At 68.7% G+C, this 19,693-nt stretch carries 26 protein-coding genes; 13 read left to right on the plus strand and 13 right to left on the minus strand.

The annotated features are described in order from the left end of the window. Positions 1-25: 25 nt before the first annotated feature. Together ABD295_RS15270 and ABD295_RS15275 are read left to right on the plus strand one after the other, a co-directional pair. Complete coding sequence (locus ABD295_RS15270) at positions 26-391, plus strand: hypothetical protein (protein WP_344304644.1); 366 nt, start codon at positions 26-28, stop codon at positions 389-391. Further along, positions 391-1,086, plus strand: coding sequence for a site-specific integrase (locus tag ABD295_RS15275; RefSeq protein ID WP_344304645.1), 696 nt, complete (start codon positions 391-393; stop codon positions 1,084-1,086). Before ABD295_RS15270 ends, ABD295_RS15275 begins: the two co-directional genes overlap by 1 nt. Positions 1,087-1,146: 60 nt before the next feature. On the opposite strand, the gene ABD295_RS15280 is transcribed toward ABD295_RS15275, so the two are convergent. The 3 genes from ABD295_RS15280 to ABD295_RS15285 are packed head-to-tail and all read right to left on the minus strand — an operon-like array spanning position 1,147 to position 2,721. Further along, a complete protein-coding gene (locus ABD295_RS15280) occupies positions 1,147-2,085 on the minus strand; it encodes a class I SAM-dependent methyltransferase (protein WP_425574136.1) in 939 nt (312 codons plus the stop codon). Next, positions 1,983-2,198: an Eco57I restriction-modification methylase domain-containing protein gene (locus tag ABD295_RS21255; RefSeq protein WP_425574088.1), complete on the minus strand. Its 216-nt coding sequence runs from the start codon at positions 2,196-2,198 to the stop codon at positions 1,983-1,985. Before ABD295_RS21255 ends, ABD295_RS15280 begins: the two co-directional genes overlap by 103 nt. Position 2,199: 1 nt before the next feature. Next, positions 2,200-2,721: a hypothetical protein gene (locus tag ABD295_RS15285; protein WP_344304647.1), complete on the minus strand. Its 522-nt coding sequence runs from the start codon at positions 2,719-2,721 to the stop codon at positions 2,200-2,202. Between the two features lie 356 nt (positions 2,722-3,077). On the opposite strand from ABD295_RS15285, the gene ABD295_RS21260 reads away from it, so the two are divergent. Next, the gene (locus ABD295_RS21260; protein WP_425574137.1) at positions 3,078-3,227 is read left to right on the plus strand and encodes an SHOCT domain-containing protein; all 150 of its coding nucleotides are present in this window, start codon (positions 3,078-3,080) and stop codon (positions 3,225-3,227) included. Between the two features lie 172 nt (positions 3,228-3,399). Here the strand turns inward: ABD295_RS21260 and ABD295_RS15290 are convergent, their stop codons facing one another. After that, on the minus strand, positions 3,400-3,798 hold the full coding sequence (locus ABD295_RS15290; protein WP_344304648.1) for a hypothetical protein: 399 nt from the start codon (positions 3,796-3,798) through the stop codon (positions 3,400-3,402). Beyond that, positions 3,795-4,382 (minus strand): nucleotidyltransferase family protein, encoded by a 588-nt coding sequence (locus ABD295_RS15295; RefSeq protein ID WP_344304649.1) that lies wholly within the window; start codon positions 4,380-4,382, stop codon positions 3,795-3,797. The genes ABD295_RS15290 and ABD295_RS15295 overlap by 4 nt, the downstream gene beginning before the upstream one ends. A gap of 771 nt (positions 4,383-5,153) precedes the next feature. Here ABD295_RS15295 and ABD295_RS15300 point away from each other — a divergent pair. From ABD295_RS15300 to ABD295_RS15320, 5 genes are all read left to right on the plus strand, one after another. Then, positions 5,154-5,858 carry a hypothetical protein gene (locus ABD295_RS15300; RefSeq protein WP_344304650.1) on the plus strand — a complete coding sequence of 235 codons (705 nt, stop codon included), beginning with the start codon at positions 5,154-5,156 and terminating at the stop codon, positions 5,856-5,858. Between the two features lie 232 nt (positions 5,859-6,090). Then, positions 6,091-6,609 carry a DUF488 domain-containing protein gene (locus ABD295_RS15305; protein WP_344304651.1) on the plus strand — a complete coding sequence of 173 codons (519 nt, stop codon included), beginning with the start codon at positions 6,091-6,093 and terminating at the stop codon, positions 6,607-6,609. Then, a complete protein-coding gene (locus ABD295_RS15310) occupies positions 6,606-6,929 on the plus strand; it encodes an MGMT family protein (protein WP_344304652.1) in 324 nt (107 codons plus the stop codon). Before ABD295_RS15305 ends, ABD295_RS15310 begins: the two co-directional genes overlap by 4 nt. A 215-nt stretch (positions 6,930-7,144) precedes the next feature. Then, entirely contained in the window at positions 7,145-7,699 is a 555-nt protein-coding gene (locus ABD295_RS15315) for a V-type ATP synthase subunit D (protein ID WP_344304653.1), read from the plus strand. A gap of 162 nt (positions 7,700-7,861) precedes the next feature. Continuing rightward, positions 7,862-8,278, plus strand: a complete 417-nt coding sequence (locus tag ABD295_RS15320; protein ID WP_344304654.1) for an ATP synthase beta subunit C-terminal domain-containing protein — start codon at positions 7,862-7,864, stop codon at positions 8,276-8,278. Between the two features lie 601 nt (positions 8,279-8,879). On the opposite strand, the gene ABD295_RS15325 is transcribed toward ABD295_RS15320, so the two are convergent. After that, complete coding sequence (locus ABD295_RS15325; RefSeq protein WP_344304655.1) at positions 8,880-9,275, minus strand: VOC family protein; 396 nt, start codon at positions 9,273-9,275, stop codon at positions 8,880-8,882. Positions 9,276-9,309: 34 nt separating this feature from the next. On the opposite strand from ABD295_RS15325, the gene ABD295_RS15330 reads away from it, so the two are divergent. Then, positions 9,310-9,930 carry an SAM-dependent methyltransferase gene (locus ABD295_RS15330; RefSeq protein ID WP_344304656.1) on the plus strand — a complete coding sequence of 207 codons (621 nt, stop codon included), beginning with the start codon at positions 9,310-9,312 and terminating at the stop codon, positions 9,928-9,930. Here the strand turns inward: ABD295_RS15330 and ABD295_RS15335 are convergent. Both ABD295_RS15335 and mca read right to left on the minus strand, forming a co-directional pair. Continuing rightward, complete coding sequence (locus ABD295_RS15335) at positions 9,884-10,159, minus strand: hypothetical protein (RefSeq protein WP_344304657.1); 276 nt, start codon at positions 10,157-10,159, stop codon at positions 9,884-9,886. The genes ABD295_RS15330 and ABD295_RS15335 overlap by 47 nt on opposite strands. A gap of 12 nt (positions 10,160-10,171) precedes the next feature. Beyond that, positions 10,172-11,053 (minus strand): mycothiol conjugate amidase Mca, encoded by an 882-nt coding sequence (gene mca / locus ABD295_RS15340; protein ID WP_344304658.1) that lies wholly within the window; start codon positions 11,051-11,053, stop codon positions 10,172-10,174. A 32-nt stretch (positions 11,054-11,085) separates the two neighbouring features. Between mca and ABD295_RS15345 the strand changes: the two genes are divergently transcribed. Both ABD295_RS15345 and greA read left to right on the plus strand, forming a co-directional pair. Further along, positions 11,086-11,487: a DUF4307 domain-containing protein gene (locus tag ABD295_RS15345; protein WP_344304659.1), complete on the plus strand. Its 402-nt coding sequence runs from the start codon at positions 11,086-11,088 to the stop codon at positions 11,485-11,487. A 182-nt stretch (positions 11,488-11,669) separates the two neighbouring features. Next, entirely contained in the window at positions 11,670-12,161 is a 492-nt protein-coding gene (greA, locus tag ABD295_RS15350; RefSeq protein WP_344304660.1) for a transcription elongation factor GreA, read from the plus strand. A gap of 65 nt (positions 12,162-12,226) precedes the next feature. Here greA and ilvA read toward each other — a convergent pair whose 3' ends face one another. After that, positions 12,227-13,450, minus strand: coding sequence for a threonine ammonia-lyase (gene ilvA / locus ABD295_RS15355; RefSeq protein WP_344304661.1), 1,224 nt, complete (start codon positions 13,448-13,450; stop codon positions 12,227-12,229). After that, positions 13,447-14,769 (minus strand): AI-2E family transporter, encoded by a 1,323-nt coding sequence (locus ABD295_RS15360; protein ID WP_344304662.1) that lies wholly within the window; start codon positions 14,767-14,769, stop codon positions 13,447-13,449. Before ABD295_RS15360 ends, ilvA begins: the two co-directional genes overlap by 4 nt. A 74-nt stretch (positions 14,770-14,843) precedes the next feature. Between ABD295_RS15360 and ABD295_RS15365 the strand changes: the two genes are divergently transcribed. Continuing rightward, the gene (locus ABD295_RS15365) at positions 14,844-15,467 is read left to right on the plus strand and encodes a hypothetical protein (protein ID WP_344304663.1); all 624 of its coding nucleotides are present in this window, start codon (positions 14,844-14,846) and stop codon (positions 15,465-15,467) included. Here the strand turns inward: ABD295_RS15365 and ABD295_RS15370 are convergent. Genes ABD295_RS15370 through ABD295_RS15380 form a run of 3 tightly spaced genes read right to left on the minus strand, consistent with a single transcriptional unit; the run spans position 15,454 to position 18,697 of the window. Further along, positions 15,454-16,830, minus strand: coding sequence for a glutamate mutase L (locus tag ABD295_RS15370; protein WP_344304664.1), 1,377 nt, complete (start codon positions 16,828-16,830; stop codon positions 15,454-15,456). The genes ABD295_RS15365 and ABD295_RS15370 overlap by 14 nt on opposite strands. Further along, positions 16,823-18,004, minus strand: coding sequence for a cystathionine gamma-synthase (locus tag ABD295_RS15375; protein WP_344304665.1), 1,182 nt, complete (start codon positions 18,002-18,004; stop codon positions 16,823-16,825). The genes ABD295_RS15370 and ABD295_RS15375 overlap by 8 nt, the downstream gene beginning before the upstream one ends. A gap of 9 nt (positions 18,005-18,013) precedes the next feature. Continuing rightward, on the minus strand, positions 18,014-18,697 hold the full coding sequence (locus ABD295_RS15380; protein WP_344304667.1) for a hypothetical protein: 684 nt from the start codon (positions 18,695-18,697) through the stop codon (positions 18,014-18,016). A gap of 115 nt (positions 18,698-18,812) precedes the next feature. Here ABD295_RS15380 and msrA point away from each other — a divergent pair, with 115 nt between their 5' ends. Continuing rightward, on the plus strand, positions 18,813-19,463 hold the full coding sequence (gene msrA / locus ABD295_RS15385) for a peptide-methionine (S)-S-oxide reductase MsrA (protein WP_344304668.1): 651 nt from the start codon (positions 18,813-18,815) through the stop codon (positions 19,461-19,463). Positions 19,464-19,693: the final 230 nt, after the last annotated feature.

Consider the following 19,693-nt stretch of genomic DNA (forward strand, 5'->3'; position numbering starts at 1 on the left):
CGAGCGCGGCAAGCAACCACGGACCATGGAGCAGCGCGTATCCCGCCTCAACGCCCACATCCTGCCCACCATCGGCGACGCGCCGGTGACGAAGTGGCGCGTCGAGCACAGCCGCAAGGTGATGGAGAAGGGCAGCAAGACGCTCTTCTCCCAGCGCGGCCGCGAGGACCTGCGCGGCCAGCTGTCGGCGATGCGCAAGCTCGCGTGGCGGCTGGGCTGGCTCGACCGCAGCATCGACCCGCTGGACGGCTTGGAGATCGGCCGGGCGAACGTGCTGCATGGGGCGACCGCTACGTACGTCGACCCGCGGCTGCGCCCCGAGACCCGTCAGGTGAAGGCGATGGCGGCCGCTGCCGACAGGTTGTGTGGCCCTGAGGAACCGACCCGTTGATGACTCGGCTCCCGCTGTTCGGCACCAAGATGCGCGTCGCCGGCTTCGGCGGCCTCCGCCTCGGTGAGCAGAACGCGCTACGTGCGATCGATGTCTTCTTCGAGCACGGCTACGTCCACGTCAACGGCTCGTGGATCACCCCGCGCAGCCAAACAGGGTTCCGCGGCCCGGTGAAGAACCACACCCTCCACGAGGTACCACTGCCCAAGTCGCTGATGCAGGACGAGCTCCTCCCCCGGGTCAAGGAGTTCTTGGGCCTACCTGCCAAGGCGTCACTCCAGCAGGTCGTGAACGCGCAGGAGGCCGAGCGCCAGCGCCGGGCTGCGCTGGAGGCCCGCGACAAGGACAAGAACCTCGCCTGGTGGAACTACCCCATCCCGCCCGCCGACGAGTGGAGGCTCTTCATCGACACCGCCACCGGCCTTCCCGTGAAGCCCGAGATGCACAACGAGCGCTGGCACCGCGTCCGCGCGTGGGTCGAGGCGAACGACCCCGACAACGCCTGGCCGCGCACGATCGTCTACCGTAACCTCCGCCACCACGCCGCCACCAAGTGGTTCCACGACGAGCTCGGCGAGCCGTGGGAAGTCGTCGCCCAGTACCTCGGCGATAAGTTCACCACCGTCCTCAACCACGACGTCCGCGCCGGCGAGGACGCCCTGCGGAACTCAGTCAGCAAGCTGACTGATCGCTAAGCCCAACGCGGGGGCGCCCGTCGACATGCCAAGGTGGAGTCACGACGCGCTCCACAGCGATCATTCCATCGGCTTGACCTTGGCCTCGATGAAGGCGATCTCCTCGGCGTCGAGCCCGTACTTGGCGTACAACTGTGCGTCGATCTCGGGGATGGTCTTGGTCCAGTCGATGTCCGAATCGCTCGTGAAGTTCTGCGCCGGAACGAACTTCCACGTGCTTCGCGGGTTGTGCTGCGTGACCTTTAGGACGCCGAGCATCGTCCTGGCGAACTTGGACTTGAGATACGTCAGGCACGCCTGGGCCTCGGCTGCGGTGTCGAACGAGCCAACGGTGATGAACGTCTGTGTGACCGCGACCCCTGGCCCAACGACAGTCGGGTTGTTCAACGCGACGCCGAAGAAGTCAGTTGTCGAGCCTGACCCATTCGCAGCCGGGACCGAAACCTTATACTTGTCAAAGCTATCGGGCCCGGTGATGTATTCGCTGCGGAGCCACTGGGCCGCGCGCTTGTTCTTGAGCACCCCGAGGAGCTGCACGTACTCGTCGCCGTCATCCGGTCGGGTCTCGTGAAAGAGGAACGGGAGCTGCTCAAAGGCGTTTGTGCTGACACGGACCTGCGCGTCACTCGACATCGCGCCCGACGCCTCCGGGAAAGCGTCGTGCATCGCCGGCGTGAATGCATATGCACGTCCGCTCGACACGTCCCCGTCGATGAAAGCCGTTCCCGACTCCCGGACCTTGCGCAGGATCGCATTCAGCTCGGGGTGCCCGGTGAAGAAGCTGATGGGGCCAAGTTTGCGCTTCGAGTCGCGGTACGTGACTGCAATGCCGCCCTTGATGGGGTCCGTAAGGCCTGGAAACAGTCGCTTTGAGTCTGGCTCGTAATGAGCCACGCTCAGGTGCAGGTCCGCCAGCATCTTCTCGTTCCACGCCTTCGGCGTGAAGCCTGCGTTGAATAGAAAGCGCGCGGGCGTGATGAGCACAACCTTGTCGCCCACCTCGTACGCGGCGTCCATAAACAGGTGGTAATTGGGGTGTCACGGGTGCCGCCACCCTGGGCCTCCTCCTGGTAGGGAGGGTTGCCGATGACGACGTCAAACTTCTTGGTCATGTCAGCTGTCTCCCAGCATCTCGGCGATGGTCTTGTCCCGTTCTTCGGACGTCATGTGGGCGAGGTTCCCGACCTGGAAGTGACCAGAATCCACGAGCCACGCCCGGCGCTCCGGCACGCCGCCGCTGACGGCCTCCAGCGTGTTGTCGTGCAGGATCGCGTTGTGGCTCATCTCGAACACCTGCCGCGTGAGGATGTGCCGCAGCCTCTCGTCCTGGTCAGGGATGGCGTCGGCCAGGCCCTTGTCGAGCCGGCGCACGAGCTCCATCAGGAACAGGCCGGCCGTCGAGAATAGGTCGGCGAACGTTCTGTCGGGATCGGAGAAGATGCCCGGATTCTGAGCCTCCAGCGCGTCAGACATCATCTGCACCACCGGCTTCGGCGTGAACACGAGCGTCGCGTCTGGTGAGCAGCCCGAGCGCCCGAGCGCCGCGAACGCGCGAGCCCAGATGGCCGCCAATCTGCGCGGCGGGGGAATCACCGCGAAGACGCCGTACGAGAAGTTGCGGTCGATCACGTTCACGCCATCGGAATCAGATCGGGCCTCGCAGGGCAGTTCGGGTCTCGAGAGCGCGATCGGCCCCGCCGTTGCGGGCCTCCTCAAGGGCACGAAGCATCTGATGAAGGCCAGTGCACCGGGTCTGGCGGCCGCCGGGATTGCACACGTCGCAAGCCAGGGGTCCCGCACCTCCTACCTGACGATCACTACCGACCGTCAGATCTACACTCTCTCCAACCAGATCCCGAACAAGTGTGGGACTCAAGACCGCCCAGAAGAGCCACGTCGACGTCGGGCGGGCGCTCGAACCCGCGGGCAACGCCGTTCTTGGCGTCGACAGTTCCTCGACCGCGGACGCCGGAGCAGCTGCCCTTCCGTCAGTGGTCGAGCCCGAGTCAGCGACTACGGGTCAGACATCCGCTCCGACTCTGGCGGACCGCCTCCGCGAACTAGCCACACTCCATCAGGAGGGGATCCTGTCTGACGAGGAGTTCGCGAGTGCGAAGGCCAAACTGCTCAGCGGACTCTGATTGGCGCTCTACCGCGTGGACAGCGGGCCACAATTGCCGCGCAGCAGGGGTCACGCCGTGCGGTTTGCTCCCGAGATGCCGATGAATGGCTGACGCCACCCCCGGCTACCGCCGGCAAGGTTGTCTTTTTTTAGATCCGACGAGCCGTCAACGACCCTGCGAAGCTCAGGGATCAGGGACGCCACACCAACTCATTCGCGATCTCAACGAGCACCATCGCTCGCCGGACGAGAGGCTTCGCCTTGGCGAGCGAGATGAGCGTGGCGCCGTACTCGACTTCGCCCTTCATCGAGATCAGTTCTCGCAACGCCTTCTCGGCCGCGGCGGCATCGCGGTGAGCACCGAGCGCCTGGCGCAACTCCTTCGCCGCCTTGGCGTGGTCCTTCGCCTTGCTGGTCTGCCCGGTCAAGGCCGTCACGATCGCGTCCTTAGCACTGATGCCGGCATGGATCGCATCCCCAGCGGCCGGTGTCGCGCGCTCCAGATCGAGATTGTCCTGAGCCGAGTCCAGGTACTCCTGCGGCTTCTGGAGGAAGCTCTTGGAGTGGTTCCTGCTCTCCATGTTCGTCATGACGCCACCCGACTCCGACGCGGCATCGTGCCGACTAGGGCGATCCCGTCGAGGAGGATCTCGGACACGACCGGTTCGCGGTCCTCTGGAGCGAGCTTGAAGTGGTCGCCGGTCAGGTGCAGGACGTCGCAGCCATTGCCGAGGCGCTCTTGGACTGCCTGTTGCAGTTCGACCCGACCGTCCCACGTCGCGGGGGCGATCACGGCGAGGTCGACGTCGCTGTCTGCGTGGGCCTCTCCGCGAGCAACTGATCCGAACACGATGACGGCTTCGACGTCTCGCACGGTCTCCTCCACGACGCGGGTCAGCATCTCGATCGGGCTGGCCAAGAAACGCAATGGGGCGATGGCAGCATGGCCTTCGTTGATGCGGTGCACACCGGCACGCCCGATGGCCTCCGTGGTGATCAGCCCCAGTCGATCGAGGTCTCGCAGCGCCTGCTGCACGGCACCCAGACTGTGGCGATCGGCGATCAACGCGTGCACGCGCCGCCCAGTCAGGGGCGCGCCAGTGCGCAGCAGAACGGCGAGCGCCGCACCGCGCGCTCCCGGCATCAGGCCGCCGAAGGGCTCACCGAAATCCATATGAACAGACTACTGCTCATGTGAGCAGAGATCTAGTCATAAGCCTCAGGCGCAGACTCCTGAGAAGGTCGACCGGAACGTCTGCAAACTCCTTGACAACGTGCAGGCTCCCGGCTGCGGCGGCGATCGTCAGTGCTCCGAGGACGGCCAGAAGCCCAAGCACGAAAGTCATGACTCTCTCCGTTCAGTTGCCCATTGATGTCGCGCGCCCGCTGGAGGCACGGAAGAGGCACGCATCGGCCTCGGACGAAGCTCCGCGTTGCCGCCCCGGTGTGGTGGCAACGTTTCCGCGTGACGAGTGTCGGGGGAATGCTCGCGACCGGATCGGTTGGCCCCTGTGCTTGCCGATCCCCGGCAAGTCACGACTCAGCGGTCGACGGCGCGCAGCAAGTCGGCAAGTGCCGCTGCCTGGCTCAGGTCGCGGTGTCTGGTAGCCGTGCGCAGCGTCAACCGGTCGTGGAAGGCCATCAGCCGCAGATGTCGTAGGGCGGAGGCCGCGGGCGGAGCTGCTGCGTCAGCAAGTCGCCCCGCGCCGTTCCAGCACACGTCGATCTCGGATTGTCAGGGGCCAGCATTGCCGGCGTCCCTGGTCGGAGTGGCATCGCCCGGCTCCCGCATGGTTGCCGATTACCGGCAAGGCACCCAAGCCATTGTCGGCCGATGTCGAGCGATGACGAGGGGTGCACACCGCGTCATCGTGGGCGCTTCAGCTCGATCGTTCAGCGGACAGCTCGGTGTTCGTGGCGTGGCACACGGGAGGAGGCGGAGTCCATGAAGACCTATCGAATCCTGTGGCTAAGCGTCTGCGCCCCTTTGGGCGCAATCGGCGCAGCCGTCGGCCTCATCGTCTCCCCGGGGGCCGTGGCGTTCTTGTTCATCGTCGTCGGCTCCGTCGGAGCCCTGCTGACGTTCTGCTTTCTCGACGCATACTGGGAGCGCGGCCCGGCGGGCCGGCTAGGGCTTCTGACCGGCGGGGCGCTGGTGGCAGGAACTGGCGTCGGCGCCTTCGTCGGGTACGCCTCGCTCCTGGGTCCGGGGGTCCTCCTGCTCGCAACCCTGGTCCTGGCGGGGTCGCCGCACGCGGTGAAAGCCTGCGGTCGCTGGTTCAGATCGCTCCGCACCCCCTCCACGGACCAGCTGGACGCCTTGGCGCGTGCCTTTGACTACGCCAGCCACGAGTTTGTGCAGTTCCGGGCGCCGGGGCTGCGCGACCTCACCGACGAGCAACTCTGCAAACGCTGGCGGACCAGCTACCGGGCCTCCCAGCGACAGCAGTCCTCAGCGGTGAAGCTGATCGCGGCCGTCGCGGAACGGCAGATGTTCCTCGACGAGCTCGAACGCCGCAACAGCGTCGGGTTCGCGGCCTGGCTGGCCGCAGGCCCCGAAGCGGCCGAGGACCCCCTGCCGTACCTCCACGGGGACAGTGTCGACGCCCCGGCCGTCGACTGGGACGAGCTGACTCGCGGCCAGGGCTAGGGGCCGCGATGCCCAGCCGGCCCGATCTCCAACGATTCAAACATCGGAGCTCGCGTCGCGGCTCCGCGGTTGAAAGCACACGTGGCGGAGACCCTTGCCGACGTCTCCCGACTGGTCTGCTAGAGATGGGACAGCGTCCATCACCTTGCGGACCTATGACTACGACAACACTGGCCTTCGCCGTGCGACACGACCCAGCGCTTGCCAACGGTGTGGACGATGGGACCGTTCAATGACCACTGTCTTCACGCTCGGACATTCCGACCGCGGCTTCGACGAGGTCGTGCAGATGATGCGCGCGCACGAGGTTGAGCAGTTGGTCGACGTACGACGGTTCCCGCGTTCACGAACCCACCCGCAGTGGAATCAGGCGGCCATCGTCGAAGCCTTGCCGACGGGAATCGGCTACGCGTGGCTCGCCGAGCTGGGCGGTCGCCGCTACACCAAGGTCGGGGTCAAGTCCCCCAACGGCTGGTGGAAGGTCAAGGCGTTCCGCGACTACGCCGACTACATGACCAGCAAGGAGTTCGCACACGGACTTCGTCAGCTCCTCGACCTTGCGCGGAGCCGGTCCACAGCCATCATGTGCAGCGAGGCGGTTCCCTGGCGCTGCCACCGCAGGCTCATTACCGATGCCCTGCTCGCAAACGGGCTCCACGTGCAGCACATCATCTCGAAAACGAGGACCGAACCTGCCGTGCTCACCCCCGCCGCGCTGGTCCATGACGGACACCTTGAGTACCCGTCATGACCGGATTCCGAATCGAACAGGATCGTGCAGCTGTCATCGGCGACGTCCGGGATGCGATCTCTGCCATCCCACGCGGTTCGGTTGCCACCTACGGCGACATCGCTGCCCGTGTGGGGCTCGGCCCAAGACAGGTGGGGCGCCTGATGGGAGTGCTTGGCGATGGGGTCCCCTGGTGGCGCGTGGTGCGCGCCGACGGCACTGCAGCGAAGTGCCACGACGGGACGGCGTCGCAACGGTTGCGCGCCGAGGGAGTCGGGACGCGCGGGGCCAAGGTCGACCTCCTCGCGACACGGGTGGGACAGGAATTCCTCGTCGAATGACCGCCATGACGTGGCGGCGTCTGTAATGACAAACCGCACAGGGACGAGCGCCCGATCCGACGTCTCCTAGCCAGACAACTCCTCAGCGAACCGGAGACTCGATTGCTCGCCTCCGGCAACGAGCGCGACTGAAGGTTCGCCGACCAGGTCACTCACGGCTGAGGTCGCCCCACCGTCAACGTTGGAGGCAGCCGAACCACAAACCGGGAGGTGTCATGCAGTCCCTTGTCGCCACCCGAAGCGAGCTGCTCGACCGGCGTCGCCGAGCCGTTTTCGTGTCCCAGGGCCGAGATCTGCTCAAGGACAAGAGGACCGCGCTTGTCCGAGAGTTCGGCCGACACCAGGCCAAGCTCCTCAGCGGCCTGGAGCTGTTGAGGAACCGTTCGGTCGAAGCCCGTCGCCGTCTTGACGAGGGTGTCGCGGTCTGTGGACCGGAACCCCTGGCGTCGGGCGCCCTCTCCGCGGCAACCGGCATCAGCGCGCAGCTGACATCCCGGACCGTGGCCGGCGTCCGCGTCCTCGAGCTCCGTCACGGTCGGGTCCGCAGCGACCCACCCGGCCGCGGGTGGGCTCCTGCGCTGGCTTCGGTTCATCTCGACAGCGTCGCGACGGCATACGAGGAACTGTTGGACTCGTTCCTGGACCTGTGTGCGGTCGAGCTGAGCGTCCGTCGTCTGGCCACGGAGATCGCGCAGGCCACCAAGCAGGTCAACGGCCTGGAGAACATCGTGCTCCCCGGTTGCACGATGAGGCTCGCCAGATCGCGCTGACTCTCGACGAGCGCGAGCGCGAGGAACACACCCGACTGAGGCGTGCCCGCGCCCGCCGCGCATCCCGGGACGCCTCGACAACGAGCTCCGACGAGGGGGGAGATGTGCATGAGCCGAACACCGCATGACCCCTCAGCGAGTGGGGCCACTCCCCACGAGCTGGTGCTCCAGCTCGAAGCGTCGATCGAGGCCCGGCTTACCGCCGCCGAGCAAGCCCGCGCCGAGGACGTACTGCCCTCGCTCTCCCGCCTGATGAACGCAGGCGTTGGCGTCGGGAAGACTCGCGAGGACCATCGCTGTCTCGCCGACCAGCTCTACGCTTGCTACGCGCGTGGCCGCGAGGTCCGACGCCTGATGTCCATCGTCGGCGAGAATGGTCTGCCGCAAGAAGACCAGCGCTACCTGGCCTTCGCCGCTCGATTCGAGAACACCTATCTCGACCAAGGCGACACGAGGCGGACCCTTGCCGAGACCCTCGACCTCGGATGGCGGCTACTGGACCCCTTCCCCGGCACCGAGCTGAAGCGGCTCACGTCCGATCAACTGGCGAAGTACCACCGGTCCGAACCTATGCCGTGACCGCAGAACGGAGCTGCTGACCCGCGACGTCACCTGCACCAGCGCAACCTGGCCACCCCTCCGGTGCGCTTGGCGACGGTGAGGAGGACAACCGAGTCCTCCACAGCTGCGAGTGCGTGCCGGGAGTCCGGGATAGGAGATCTCGGCGAGCCGTTCCATCGGTTGTCGCCCACAACGAGCGTCACGCGACCATGGAGCTCCAGAGCACTCGCGGTCCGGGCGTGGTCTCGGACCACCCCGACCCAAGGGCGGCGCGCGGCAGCCGCGATCGATGGCGTCGGGGGCCCCAGGACAGATATTCGGGACAGATATGGCCCTGAGCTCCCCGAAGTCACCCGTGGTCACGTTGTCGACGACGCTCGAGAACGAGGCCACCAAGACAGATTGGGTGGGTGCGTGCCACGTCGACGCCGAATGGCTCCGAGCGGAGGTCATGCAGCTGTGCAGCACCATCCCGGACGCCATGGAGGCCGAGCTCGAGCCCTACGCGTCCAGCCACGCAGACCTGCGTGACCACCTGCTCACGGCCGTTTCGCCCCCGCGCACGCGCGCGCCCGGGTCCGCATCGACGTCAGGACGACTGAGTCACGCCACCGCGGGCTCAGTCCCAGACGGTCGCGTGCTCGTCGAAGGACGCTCGGTCGGACTGCACCGGCACCACGCAGAAGACCAACCCGCCCGGGTCGTTGAGCACCACGAAGCCGTCGGGGCGCTCGGCGACCGTGGCGCCGAGGTTGGTCAACCTGGCGACCTCGGCCGCGACGTCGTCGGTCTCGATGTCGAGGTGGACTCGGGGCGGGGTGCCCGAGCCGGTGCGCTGGAGCTCGAAGAGCACACCGCCGGGCAGCCTCTTCAGCGACTCGTAGGGCTCCGCCGGGTCCGGACCCTCGCGACTCGGTGGCTCGGACCCGGTGGCAGCCGCCCAGAAGCCGGCGGCGTCGGCGTACGACTCCTCCGGGTGGTCGATGAGCACGACGGCGACGCGGCTGCGATGCATCCACCCACCGTAGAGCCCGACCTACGATGACGGCATGGATGCAAGCGCGTGGGACGAGCGGTACGCCGCCGCGCAGCTGGTCTGGTCGGTGGAGCCCAACCAGTTCGTGGCCCGCGAGTGCGCCGACCTGACGCCCGGCCGAGCGCTCGACCTGGCCGCCGGTGAGGGCCGCAACGCGATCTGGCTGGCCCGGCGAGGCTGGTCCGTGACAGCGCTCGACTTCTCAGCGGTGGCCCTGGACAAGGGCCGAGAGCTGGCGGCGTCGTCGCCCATGGACGGCGACATCGAGTGGCTGGTCGCCGACGCGACCACCTGGCGACCCGACCGCGACTACGACCTGGCCGTGCTCGCCTACCTCCAGCTCGCGGCCGAGGAACGCCGGGCAGCCGTCCGCACGGCGTTCGGCGCACTCGTGCGCGGCGGCACCTTCCTGCTGGTGGCGCACGACACGACCAACCTGACCGAGGGCACCGGCGGCCCCCAGGACGCGTCGGTCCTGATGACGTCCGACGACGTGCTCGGGGACCTCGCCGACCACGACGTGGTCGTCGAGCACGCCGGCCGGGTCCAACGCCTGGTCACCGCGAACGACGACCACGGTGGCGAGGTCAGTCGGACGGCGTACGACTGCCTGGTGCGTCTGCGCCGGGGGTGACCGGCGGCTGGTCGTCGTCCTCCGGCTCGACCGGTCCGAAGACGCCGGCTTTGCGGGCCCGCTCGGTCTTGCGCAGCTGCTTGACGAAGCTGAACATCAAGACCACCGTCGCGGCGATGAGGAGCAGGAAGACCAGCAGCCCCCACGGACCCGCGGTGACGTCGTCGGCCTCGGGCGCGGGGTCCTGCTGGCCGGCCGAGACCAGAGCGACGAGAGCGACGGTCTGCATGCGTCCAGTCTCTCAGGCGAGCCCTTGGGCGGACACGTCGATCCCCGCGAACAGGTCATCCTCCGGCAAGGTGGTCTCGACGTGGCTGGTCACGAGCTCGAAGTCCTCCGTCGGCCACACCTCCTCCTGGAGCGACCGGGGGACCGCGAACCAGAAGCCGTCGGGGTCGATCTGGGTCGCGTGCGCCAACAGCGCCTGGTCGCGGACGCCGAAGTAGTCGGCGCACGGCACCCGCGTGGTGATCCGGGCGTCCCACTCGGGCTCGGGCTTCCACTCCTGCAGGCGCTCGGCCCACGGCGACTCGAGCCCGTGGGCGATCATCGCCTCGTGGATGGCCTGCATGCGGGGCCGGTTGAAGGAGTGGTGGTAGTAGAGCTTGAGGGGCTGCCACGGCTCCCCGAGGTCGGGGTAGCGCTCCGGGTCACCCGCAGCGGCGAACGCCTCGACCGAGATCTTGTGGCACATCACGTGGTCGGGGTGCGGGTAGCCGCCGCGCTCGTCGTACGTCGTCAGCACGTGCGGCCGGAACTCCCGGATCAGCCGCACCAACGGCGCGGCTGCCTCCTCGAGCGGCACCAGCGCGAAGCACCCCTCGGGCAGCGGCGGCTTCGGGTCGCCGTCCGGCCATCCCGAGTCGACGAACCCCAGCCAGTCCTGCCGGATGCCGAGGATGTCGCGGGCTCGCTCCATCTCCTGGCGGCGCACCTCGGAGATGTTCTCGAGGATGTCGGGACGGTCCATCTTGGGGTTGAGGATCGAGCCCCGCTCGCCGCCGGTGCAGGTCGCCACGTGCACGTCGACGCCCTCGGCGACGTACTTGGCCGTCGAGGCCGCGCCCTTGCTCGACTCGTCGTCGGGGTGGGCGTGCACGTGCATGAGACGCAGTCCAGACATGGTGTCGATCCTAGAGCGGCACAATGGGCGGCATGAGCGCGTCGACCGTCCCAGGCCTCGCCGACCGGTACGGCGCCGCGCGACCCGGCCGCAAGAGGCTGGTGAGGATCGGCGCCGGCCTCGTCGTGGTGGCCTTCCTCGGGTGGCTGGCGTGGGCCGCCTGGGCGCAGTCGACACCGCCCGTCGACTCCGAGCTCCACGGCTTCACCGTCGTCGACGACGCGACGGCCGAGGCCTTCGTCGACGTCGCGGTGCGCGACGACGTGACCGCGCGCTGCGTGGTGCGCGCGTTCGCGGACGACCACAGCCTCGTCGGCGAGGTCGCCTTCGAGCCGACCGACGGCCGCAACGACATCGCCATCCGCACCGAGCGGCGGGCCACGTCGGTCGAGCTCGTGGGGTGCACCGCACCCGGCCAGAACCGCCCGCGCTGAACTCTTGATCTGCGTTCTGCCCATTCGGACGCTAGACTTGTCCTTCTACCTGTTCCGCAGGCTGCCCCTACCGAGTGACTCAGTTACTCGGCGGGTACTACTCGCACCACCCCACCGCGGGACCTCTCACGAGCACCAGCTGCCGTTTCGGCATCACGTTTCGGCACTACAGGAGTTATCCGATGACGCAGATCGAGCACGACACCATCTGGCTCACCCAGGAAGCGCACACCAAGCTCCAACAGGAGCTGGACGAGCTGCGCGGTCCGGTGCGCCAGGAGATCATCGAGCGGATCAGCGCCGCCCGCGACGAGGGCGACCTCAAGGAGAACGGCGGCTACCACGCCGCCAAGGACGAGCAGGGCAAGGTCGAGGACCGGATCCGCACGCTCGAGGACACGCTGCGCCGGGCAGTCGTGGGCGAGGCCAAGGACGACGGCACCGTCTCACCCGGCATGAAGGTCTCCTACTCGTTCGTCGGTGACGACGAGGTCGAGGTGCTCCTGCTCGGTGCGAAGGAGAACGAGGACGGCAACATCCAGGCCGTCTCCCCGCAGAGCCCCCTCGGCTCCGCGCTCATCGGCGCCAAGAAGGGCGACGTGGTCAGCTACGAGGCGCCCAACGGCAAGACCATCGAGGTCAAGGTCGTCGACGCCGAGCCCTACTCCGGCTGACCGGCCTCGACTGGCCGCTCGCTGCGTTCGCCGCTCGACCACCAGTGGTCGAACGCAGTCGAGACCTACACGTTGACCCGGTAGCCCCTCTCGGCGAGCATCTCGCTCAGCTTGGCGGCGTGCTTGGGACCGCGCGTCTCGAGCTGCAGGCTCACCTCGACCTCGTTGAGGTTGAGGTGCGGCGAGATGCGCTCGTGGGCCACCTCGATGACGCTCGCTCCGGCCTCGCTGATGTCGGTGAGCAGCCCGGCCAGACCGCCCGGCAGGTCGGAGATGACCACGCGCAGGTAGTGGAAGCGGCCCGCCGCCGCCATGCCGCGCTGGATGACCTTGCCGAGCAGCAAGGGGTCGACGTTGCCGCCGGACAGCACGGCGACCGCAGGGGTCTCGAACCCGTGGGGGTCGTCGAGCAGCGCGGCGACGGCCGCGGCCCCGGAGGGCTCGACGACGTACTTGGCCCGTTCGGCGACCGCGAGGAGCGCCCGCGCCATCGACTCCTCGGTGACGGTGATGACGTCGTCGACGAGGTCGCGGATGGTGGCGAAGTTGAGGTCGCCGGGCACGCCGACCGCGATGCCGTCGGCCATCGTGTTCATCCGGTCGAGCCGGACCGGGTGGCCCGCGGCGAGCGACGGCGGGTACGCCGCCGCGTTCTTGGCCTGCACGCCGACGATGCGAACGTCGGGCCGCGACGCCTTGATCGCGATCGCGATGCCCGACAGGAGGCCGCCGCCGCCGGTCGGCACCAGCACCGTCTTCACGTGGGGCGACTGGGCGAGGATCTCGAGGCCGGCGGTGCCCTGTCCGGTGATGATGTCGACGTGGTCGTAGGGGTGAATCAGCACCGCGCCGGTCTCGGCCGCGAACTCGAGGGCCCGCTCCATCGCGTGGTGGAGGTACTGCCCGTGGAAGATCACCTCGGCGCCGTAGCCCATGGTGGCGTTGACCTTGGGGATCGGCGCACCGTCGGGCATGAAGACGGTGGCCTTGACGCCGAGCAGCTTCGCCGAGAGGGCAACGCCCTGGGCGTGGTTGCCGGCCGAGGCGGCGACCACGCCTGCCGCCTTCTCCTCGTCTGAGAGCCGGGAGATGCGGGTGTAGGCACCGCGCATCTTGAAGGAGCCGGTGCGCTGGAGGTTCTCGCACTTGAGGCGCACCTCGCCGCCGCAGAGGTCCGAGAGCCAGCGGGCGCCGTCCATCGGGGTGTAGATGGCGACGCCGTCCAGCAGCCGCGCCGCCTCCTCGATGTCCGCGAGGGTGACAGGCCCGTGATCGGAGTGGGCGGTCATGACGTCTCCTGGGGTGTCTCGTGGTCGTCCGGCTCGGGCCTGAGGTCGGGATGCTCCTCCCGATCGTCCGCGCCGAGCTCCTCGAAGTCCTCCTCGAGCTCTTCCTCCGGATCGTCGTCGCCGACGTCGGTGAAGCTCGCCAGGTGCTGGACGACGGCGTTGACGGTCGCCGCCAGCGGGACCGCGATCAGCGCGCCGGCGATGCCCGCGACGAGCACGCCGCAGCCGATCGCGACGATGACGGCCAGCGGGTGCACGGAGACCCAGCGACCCATGAGGAACGGCTGCAGGATGTGGCCCTCGATCTGCTGGACCAGGATCACGCCGCCGAGCATCAGGAGGGCGGTGATCGGCCCCTGGTCGACCAGGGCCACCAGGATGGCGACGGTGCCGGCGATGGTCGCACCGATCATCGGCACGAAGGCGCCGAGGAAGACCAGCACTCCGATGGCGAGCACGAACGGCACGCCCAGGATGGCGGCGACGATCGCGATTCCGAGCGCGTCGACCAGAGCGACGATGACGGTGGCTCGGACGAACTGGGTCAGCGACACCCAGGCGACCCGGCCGGAGCTGTCGACCCGCTCACGGGCCGCGCGCGGAGCGAGCCGGACCAGCCACGCCCAGATGCGGTCGCCGTCGGAGAGGAAGAAGTACGTCGAGAACAGCACGATGAAGAAGCCGGCGACCACGTGCCCGATGGTCGAGCCGACCTCGCTCACCTGCGCCAGGATCTCGCCGTCCTTGGACCGCTCGGTGATCGCGTCCTGCGCGCTCTGGATGTAGGCGTTGATCTGGGACTCGCTCGCGTTCAGCGGCCCGGTCTTCAGCCAGTCCTCGACCTCGCCCAGGCCGGCGACCACCTGGTCGGCGAGGTCGGAGGCACCGTTGGCCACCTGCGCACTGACGAAGGTGAGCAGCAGGACCACGACGCCGATCCCGCCGATGACCACCCCGAGCGCGGCGATGGCGCGGGGCACGCCGACGTCGGTCGCCAGTCGCACCAGCGGTGCGGTGAGGGCCGAGATCAGCAGTGCGACGACCACCGGGAGGACGATGACGGAGAACATCGCGAGCGCCTTGAGGACGACGAGCCCGGCGGCGACGATGACGATGAACCGCCACGACCAGGCCGCGGCGAGGTCGAGGGCCCACGGGACCTGGGCCCGACTGAAGTTCGACGGGCCGCCATGGGCGACGGCGGGCACGGCAGGCGCGCGGTCCCGGCGCAGCGCGGCACGAGACTCGGCGAGACGCTCGCGGAGCTGCGCGAGCCGGGACTCGTGCTCGGGATGGCTCTCAGCGGCGTCGGGTGGCACGCGGCACAGGCTAGTGCCCGTCATGGGCACGGCAGTACGTTGCGGCTCTCTCGTGAGCAGAAGGGGCCATGCCCGTGTCGACACTCCGTTCCCTGCGTCCCACTCCCTCGCTGGTCATCTCGACGTTGGCGCTCGCTGTCGCACTCGGCGGCGGCGCGTACGCCGTCGCGGCCGACCGCGGTCCGACGTTGCCGAAGAACTCGGTGGTCTCCAAGACCGTCAAGAACGGCTCCCTCAAGGCCAAGGACTTCAAGGCCGGACAACTGCCGGCGGGACCCGCTGGACCTCCAGGCCCGGTAGGACCCCAGGGCGTGCCGGGACCCTTCGTCGACACGCTGCCGAGCGGCAAGACCCTGCGGGGGAGCTACTCCTTCGGCAGCTACTCGCCCACCTCCGGTGGATACGGCAGCACGGGGATCACGTTCGCCTTCCCGCTGTCCGCGCCGCCGACTCCGCACTACGTCGCAATGGGCAGCACCGCCCCAGCCGCTTGCCCGGGCACCACCGCGAGTCCGCAAGCCCTGGCCGGACACTTCTGCGTCTACGAAGGCTCGATCGGCTCCGTGTCCGAGAGAGGGATCTCCAACAGTGAGACCCTCACGAACAAGACCGACACGTTCGGCGCGATCATCTACGCGTTGAGTGGTGCCGGGGACGCCTTCAACGTCGCGGGGAGCTGGGCGGTCACGGCTCCGTGAGGGTGCGCGCCAAGCGGTGTGCCGCCTCCGGCTGCTGAGCCGCCAGCAGCCCGATCGCGGCCAGGGCGTACTCGCGGTCCACGACGATCCGCGGCGCCCGCGGCAGCTGCCACCCGCCGTCGATGTGCTCGCCGGTGCTGCCGGCCAGCACCCGGTCCACGACGCCGGGGCGCCCGTTGCGCAGGATCCCGCCGGAGCCGACGAGGAGGTCGACCTCCCGCAGGTCCTTTCCGGTGCGCTCGACGACCCGGCCCTCAGGGCTCACCACCACCCGGCTGCGACCTGCGTGCCGGCGCAGCGCGAGACCGACAGCGGCGCGGGCGATCGCCTCGTCGAAGTCCGTCTCGGCCTCGCTGTCGGGGAGGTACGCCGGGTCGGCGTGCCGTCGTTGGGCGGCCTCCTTCAGCTCGTCGAGACCGGCCGCGGCGACGGTGCTGACGGCCGACCACCGCATGCCGAGGTCTCCTTCGACCGTGCGGCTCACGGGGGTGGTCGCCACGACCTCGCGTGAGAGCCCGTCCTCGGTGAGGGCGGTGTCGGGGTCGACCTGGACGACGGAGTGCACGTCGGTCGTGGCGCCGCCGACGTCGACCACGACCACGTCGCCCACTCCCTGGGCGAGGGTCTCGACGCCGGTGAGGACGACGTCCGGTGTCGCTCCTCTCACCATGGTCAGGAAGTCGGCGCGCTTGCTGAGGTGCTTGCCGCCGATGACGTGGGCGAGGAACATCTCGCGGATCGCCGCGCGCGCCCCGTCGGGCGCGAGCACCCCGATGCGGGGGACGACGTTGCCGGTGACGACGTGCGGGACGCCGGCGTGATCGAGGATCTCGCGCACCTGGTCTCCGGCTTCGACGGCGCCGGCGACGACGACCGGACCGCGCCAGCCGGCGGCGACGAGGGCGGCGGCCTGGTCGAGGAGCGCCTCGGCGTTGCCTCCGTCGGTGCCGCCGGTCAGCAGGACGACGTCGGCGGCCAGCGCCTCCAGCCTGCCCAGGTCGTCACCGCGGGCCAGCACGCCGACGACCTTGCCCCCACTGGACAGGGCCACGCGGCGACCGGCCTCCGCCGTCACCAGCTCCTCGTTGCCGACGACCGCGACGCGCAGCCCTCCCCCGGCACTCGAGCAGGCCAGCACCTCGGCGTCAGCCGCGCGGGGGTCCTGCTCGACGAGCACGGCCAGGCAGGCGTCGTACCCGTCCAGCACGTCGGTGTCGATCGTGGTGGGGTGCGAGGCGGACGCCACGATCCGCCCGGCCTCGAGGTCGACGAGCGCCGCCTTCGTGAAGGTGGACCCGAAGTCGACGCAGACGGCGCGACTCGAGGGGTTTCGAGGCGGTCGCTGCGCGACCTCCTCAACCACCGATGGCGAGGGCACGATCGAGATCAGCCAGGAGGTCGTCGACGGACTCGATGCCGACGCTGAGCCGGATCAGGTCGTCGGGCACCTCGAGGTCGGTCCCGGCGACGCTCGCGTGCGTCATCCGGCCCGGGTGCTCGATCAGGGACTCGACGCCGCCGAGCGACTCCCCGAGGGTGAACACCTCGGCCCTCGCGCAGACCTCGAGCGCGTGCTGCTCACCGCCGGTGGTGCGGAACGAGATGATGCCGCCGTACCTCTTCATCTGCTTGCTCGCCACGGCGTGCCCAGGGTGCTCGGGCAGGCCGGGGTAGAACACCTGGCCGACCGCGGGATGACCGGTGAGGAAGTCGACGACCTTCTCGGCGTTGTCGCAGTGGCGGTCCATCCGCACGCCGAGCGTCTTCAGGCCACGCAGGGTGAGCCAGGAGTCGAAGGGGCCGGCCACGGCGCCCATGGCGTTCTGGTGGAACGAGATCGCCTCGGCCAGCTCGAGGGTGCGCACGACGACCGCGCCGCCGACGACGTCGGAGTGGCCACCGGCGTACTTGGTGGTGGAGTGCACGACCACGTCGGCTCCGAGGCCGAGCGGCTGCTGGAGGTACGGCGTCGCGAAGGTGTTGTCGACGACGAGCAACGCTCCCGCGTCGTGCGCCACCGAGGCCAGCGCCTCGATGTCGCCGATGTTGAGCAGCGGGTTGGTCGGCGTCTCGATCCACACGAGCTTGGTCTCACCGGGGCGGATCGCCGCCCGCACGGCGTCGACGTCGGAGACCGGTGCCGAGCTGTGGGCCAGCCCCCATGGCCGGGCGACCTTGTCGAAGAGGCGGTGGGTGCCGCCGTACGCGTCGTCGGGGATGACCGCGTGGTCACCGGGCTTGCACAGGGCCCTGATGATCGTGTCCTCGGCGGCCAGGCCACTGGCGAACGCGAAGCCGCGCTCGCCCCCCTCGAGCGAGGCGATGTTGCCCTCGAGCGCGGTGCGCGTGGGGTTGGCAGAGCGGCTGTACTCGTAGCCGCCCCGCAGTCCGCCCACCCCGTCCTGCTTGTAGGTCGACGTCGCGTAGATCGGCGGGATCACCGCCCCGGTCGCCTCGTCGGGCTCGTAGCCGGCGTGGATCGCCCGCGTCTCGAAGCCGCCCTTGGTCCGATGCTGGTGTTGCTGCTCGTTCGGCACCCGTCGACTCTACGAGGGCGCGAAGACGGCGGTCAGGGCGGTGTCCCGCACCGAGCCTGCGCCGATGAACTGGTCGCACACGAGGTTCACGGTGAGCAGCGATCCCTTGGTCACGTCGAAGCCCCGCGTGCCGCCGATCACCTCGCTGCCGCCTGCGCCCGGGAACTGCGCGAACTGGAGGAACGTCCGGTCGGGCTCGATCGTCGTCCCGGTGGAGATCTTGCATCGCAAGGTCGTGGGCCCGCCGTTCTCGTTCACGAAGTAGCCGCTCGAGGTCACGATGACCTTCCCGTCGGCGGGCGCGACCAGGCTCACCGAGCGCACCACGACCTCGTCGGTCAGCGTGATGTTCTGGGCGCCATCGGCGTAGGCCGACACCGAGTTCACGAGCGACGCGAGCCTGGCGTCGATCTCGGCCTTCGTGTAGTACCGCGCGTCCGACTGCGCCACCGAGTAGCTGGATCCGGCCGCGGCGTACCGCTCGTCCGACTGGCTCTTCGTGTAGTAGCGCTTGTCCGCGTACTTGCGCAGATGCTTCTTCCAGACCTTCTTCCAGCTCGTCGCCGCGTGGATCACGTCCTCCGCGGCGATCGCGGGCACGACCACCGCAGCGGTCACGCCGACCAGCATTCCGGCGACGAGCCCGGCGCCGGCAGTCCGCCAGCGGTGAGGGGTTCCCATGAGTCGCGACATGTGTGATCCGTCCTTCCGCTCGACATCTGAGGCGCCCAGCATCCGGCCTGTCAGGACTCCCCGACAGCATGGTCTGGACATTCGCGGCACTTGAGCGTTCTGGGAGACTTGTCGCATGAGCTTCTGGCGTCCGAAGGTGATGAGCGTGGTGACTCCCGAGGAGGCACTCCCCGGTCGGTCCGAGCCCTGGGTCCGTCTGGCCGACCGGCACCTGGTGCTCGACGCGCCGCTGGTCACCGACGAGGTGCCCGAGGGCTACGAGGTCGCGGTCTTCGGCCTCGGCTGCTTCTGGGGCGCCGAGGAGATCCTCTGGCAGCAGCCGGGCGTCTGGTCGACCTCGGTGGGGTACGCCGGCGGCACCACCCCGCACCCGTCGTACGAAGAGGTCTGCACTGGCCGCACGGGCCACACCGAGGCCGTGCGCGTCGTCTACGACCCGGCCGTGGTGTCGTACGCCGACCTGGTCCGCATCTTCTTCGAGGTCCACGACCCGACGCAGGGCATGCGGCAGGGCAACGACGTCGGCACGCAGTACCGCTCGGCCATCTACTTCACGACGCCCGAGCAGGAGCAGGTCGCGCAGGAGATCACGAAGATCTACGGCGAGGAGCTGGCCCGCCGCGGCTTCGACGAGATCACCACCGAGATCGCCCCGCTGTCGTCGACGACGTACTACTACGCCGAGGACCACCACCAGCAGTACCTCCACAAGAACCCCAACGGCTACCGCTGCCACGCCAAGACGGGCGTCCCCGTTCCGCGATAGGCCTCACCCACGACGCCGTCCGTGAACAGGCGGTTGCGCGAAACTCGATGGTGCCTCGTCCGGGCTCGTGCAAGCGTTCCAGCGTGACCGACGAGGAAGTACGTAGCCGAGCGGCAGAGGTGAACGAGCAGTTCCGCCCGATCGAGCTGACGGCCGAGACGGTCACTCGTCCGGCGGGGCGCCACACCCGGACCGTGCACTCGTTCCTTCGACACCTCCGTGCGAAGGGC

The organism is Nocardioides bigeumensis (assembly GCF_039531755.1).
GTDB classification, from domain to species: domain Bacteria; phylum Actinomycetota; class Actinomycetes; order Propionibacteriales; family Nocardioidaceae; genus Nocardioides; species Nocardioides bigeumensis.

Excerpts from the sequence above, each read along its gene's own strand:
- ABD295_RS15270 (WP_344304644.1), top strand. The coding sequence starts at position 26 with ATGGAGCAGCGCGTATCCCGCCTCAACGCCCACATCCTGCCCACCATC.
- ABD295_RS15305 (WP_344304651.1), top strand. The coding sequence starts at position 6,091 with ATGACCACTGTCTTCACGCTCGGACATTCCGACCGCGGCTTCGACGAG.
- ABD295_RS15295 (WP_344304649.1), bottom strand. The coding sequence starts at position 4,382 with ATGGATTTCGGTGAGCCCTTCGGCGGCCTGATGCCGGGAGCGCGCGGT.
- ABD295_RS15310 (WP_344304652.1), top strand. The coding sequence starts at position 6,606 with ATGACCGGATTCCGAATCGAACAGGATCGTGCAGCTGTCATCGGCGAC.
- msrA (WP_344304668.1), top strand. The coding sequence starts at position 18,813 with ATGAGCTTCTGGCGTCCGAAGGTGATGAGCGTGGTGACTCCCGAGGAG.
- ABD295_RS15325 (WP_344304655.1), bottom strand. The coding sequence starts at position 9,275 with ATGCATCGCAGCCGCGTCGCCGTCGTGCTCATCGACCACCCGGAGGAG.
- ABD295_RS21255 (WP_425574088.1), bottom strand. The coding sequence starts at position 2,198 with ATGACCAAGAAGTTTGACGTCGTCATCGGCAACCCTCCCTACCAGGAG.
- greA (WP_344304660.1), top strand. The coding sequence starts at position 11,670 with ATGACGCAGATCGAGCACGACACCATCTGGCTCACCCAGGAAGCGCAC.
- ABD295_RS15300 (WP_344304650.1), top strand. The coding sequence starts at position 5,154 with ATGAAGACCTATCGAATCCTGTGGCTAAGCGTCTGCGCCCCTTTGGGC.
- ABD295_RS15315 (WP_344304653.1), top strand. The coding sequence starts at position 7,145 with ATGCAGTCCCTTGTCGCCACCCGAAGCGAGCTGCTCGACCGGCGTCGC.
- ABD295_RS15380 (WP_344304667.1), bottom strand. The coding sequence starts at position 18,697 with ATGTCGCGACTCATGGGAACCCCTCACCGCTGGCGGACTGCCGGCGCC.
- ABD295_RS15290 (WP_344304648.1), bottom strand. The coding sequence starts at position 3,798 with ATGACGAACATGGAGAGCAGGAACCACTCCAAGAGCTTCCTCCAGAAG.
- ABD295_RS15345 (WP_344304659.1), top strand. The coding sequence starts at position 11,086 with ATGAGCGCGTCGACCGTCCCAGGCCTCGCCGACCGGTACGGCGCCGCG.
- ABD295_RS15335 (WP_344304657.1), bottom strand. The coding sequence starts at position 10,159 with ATGCAGACCGTCGCTCTCGTCGCTCTGGTCTCGGCCGGCCAGCAGGAC.
- mca (WP_344304658.1), bottom strand. The coding sequence starts at position 11,053 with ATGTCTGGACTGCGTCTCATGCACGTGCACGCCCACCCCGACGACGAG.
- ABD295_RS15330 (WP_344304656.1), top strand. The coding sequence starts at position 9,310 with ATGGATGCAAGCGCGTGGGACGAGCGGTACGCCGCCGCGCAGCTGGTC.
- ABD295_RS15275 (WP_344304645.1), top strand. The coding sequence starts at position 391 with ATGACTCGGCTCCCGCTGTTCGGCACCAAGATGCGCGTCGCCGGCTTC.
- ilvA (WP_344304661.1), bottom strand. The coding sequence starts at position 13,450 with ATGACCGCCCACTCCGATCACGGGCCTGTCACCCTCGCGGACATCGAG.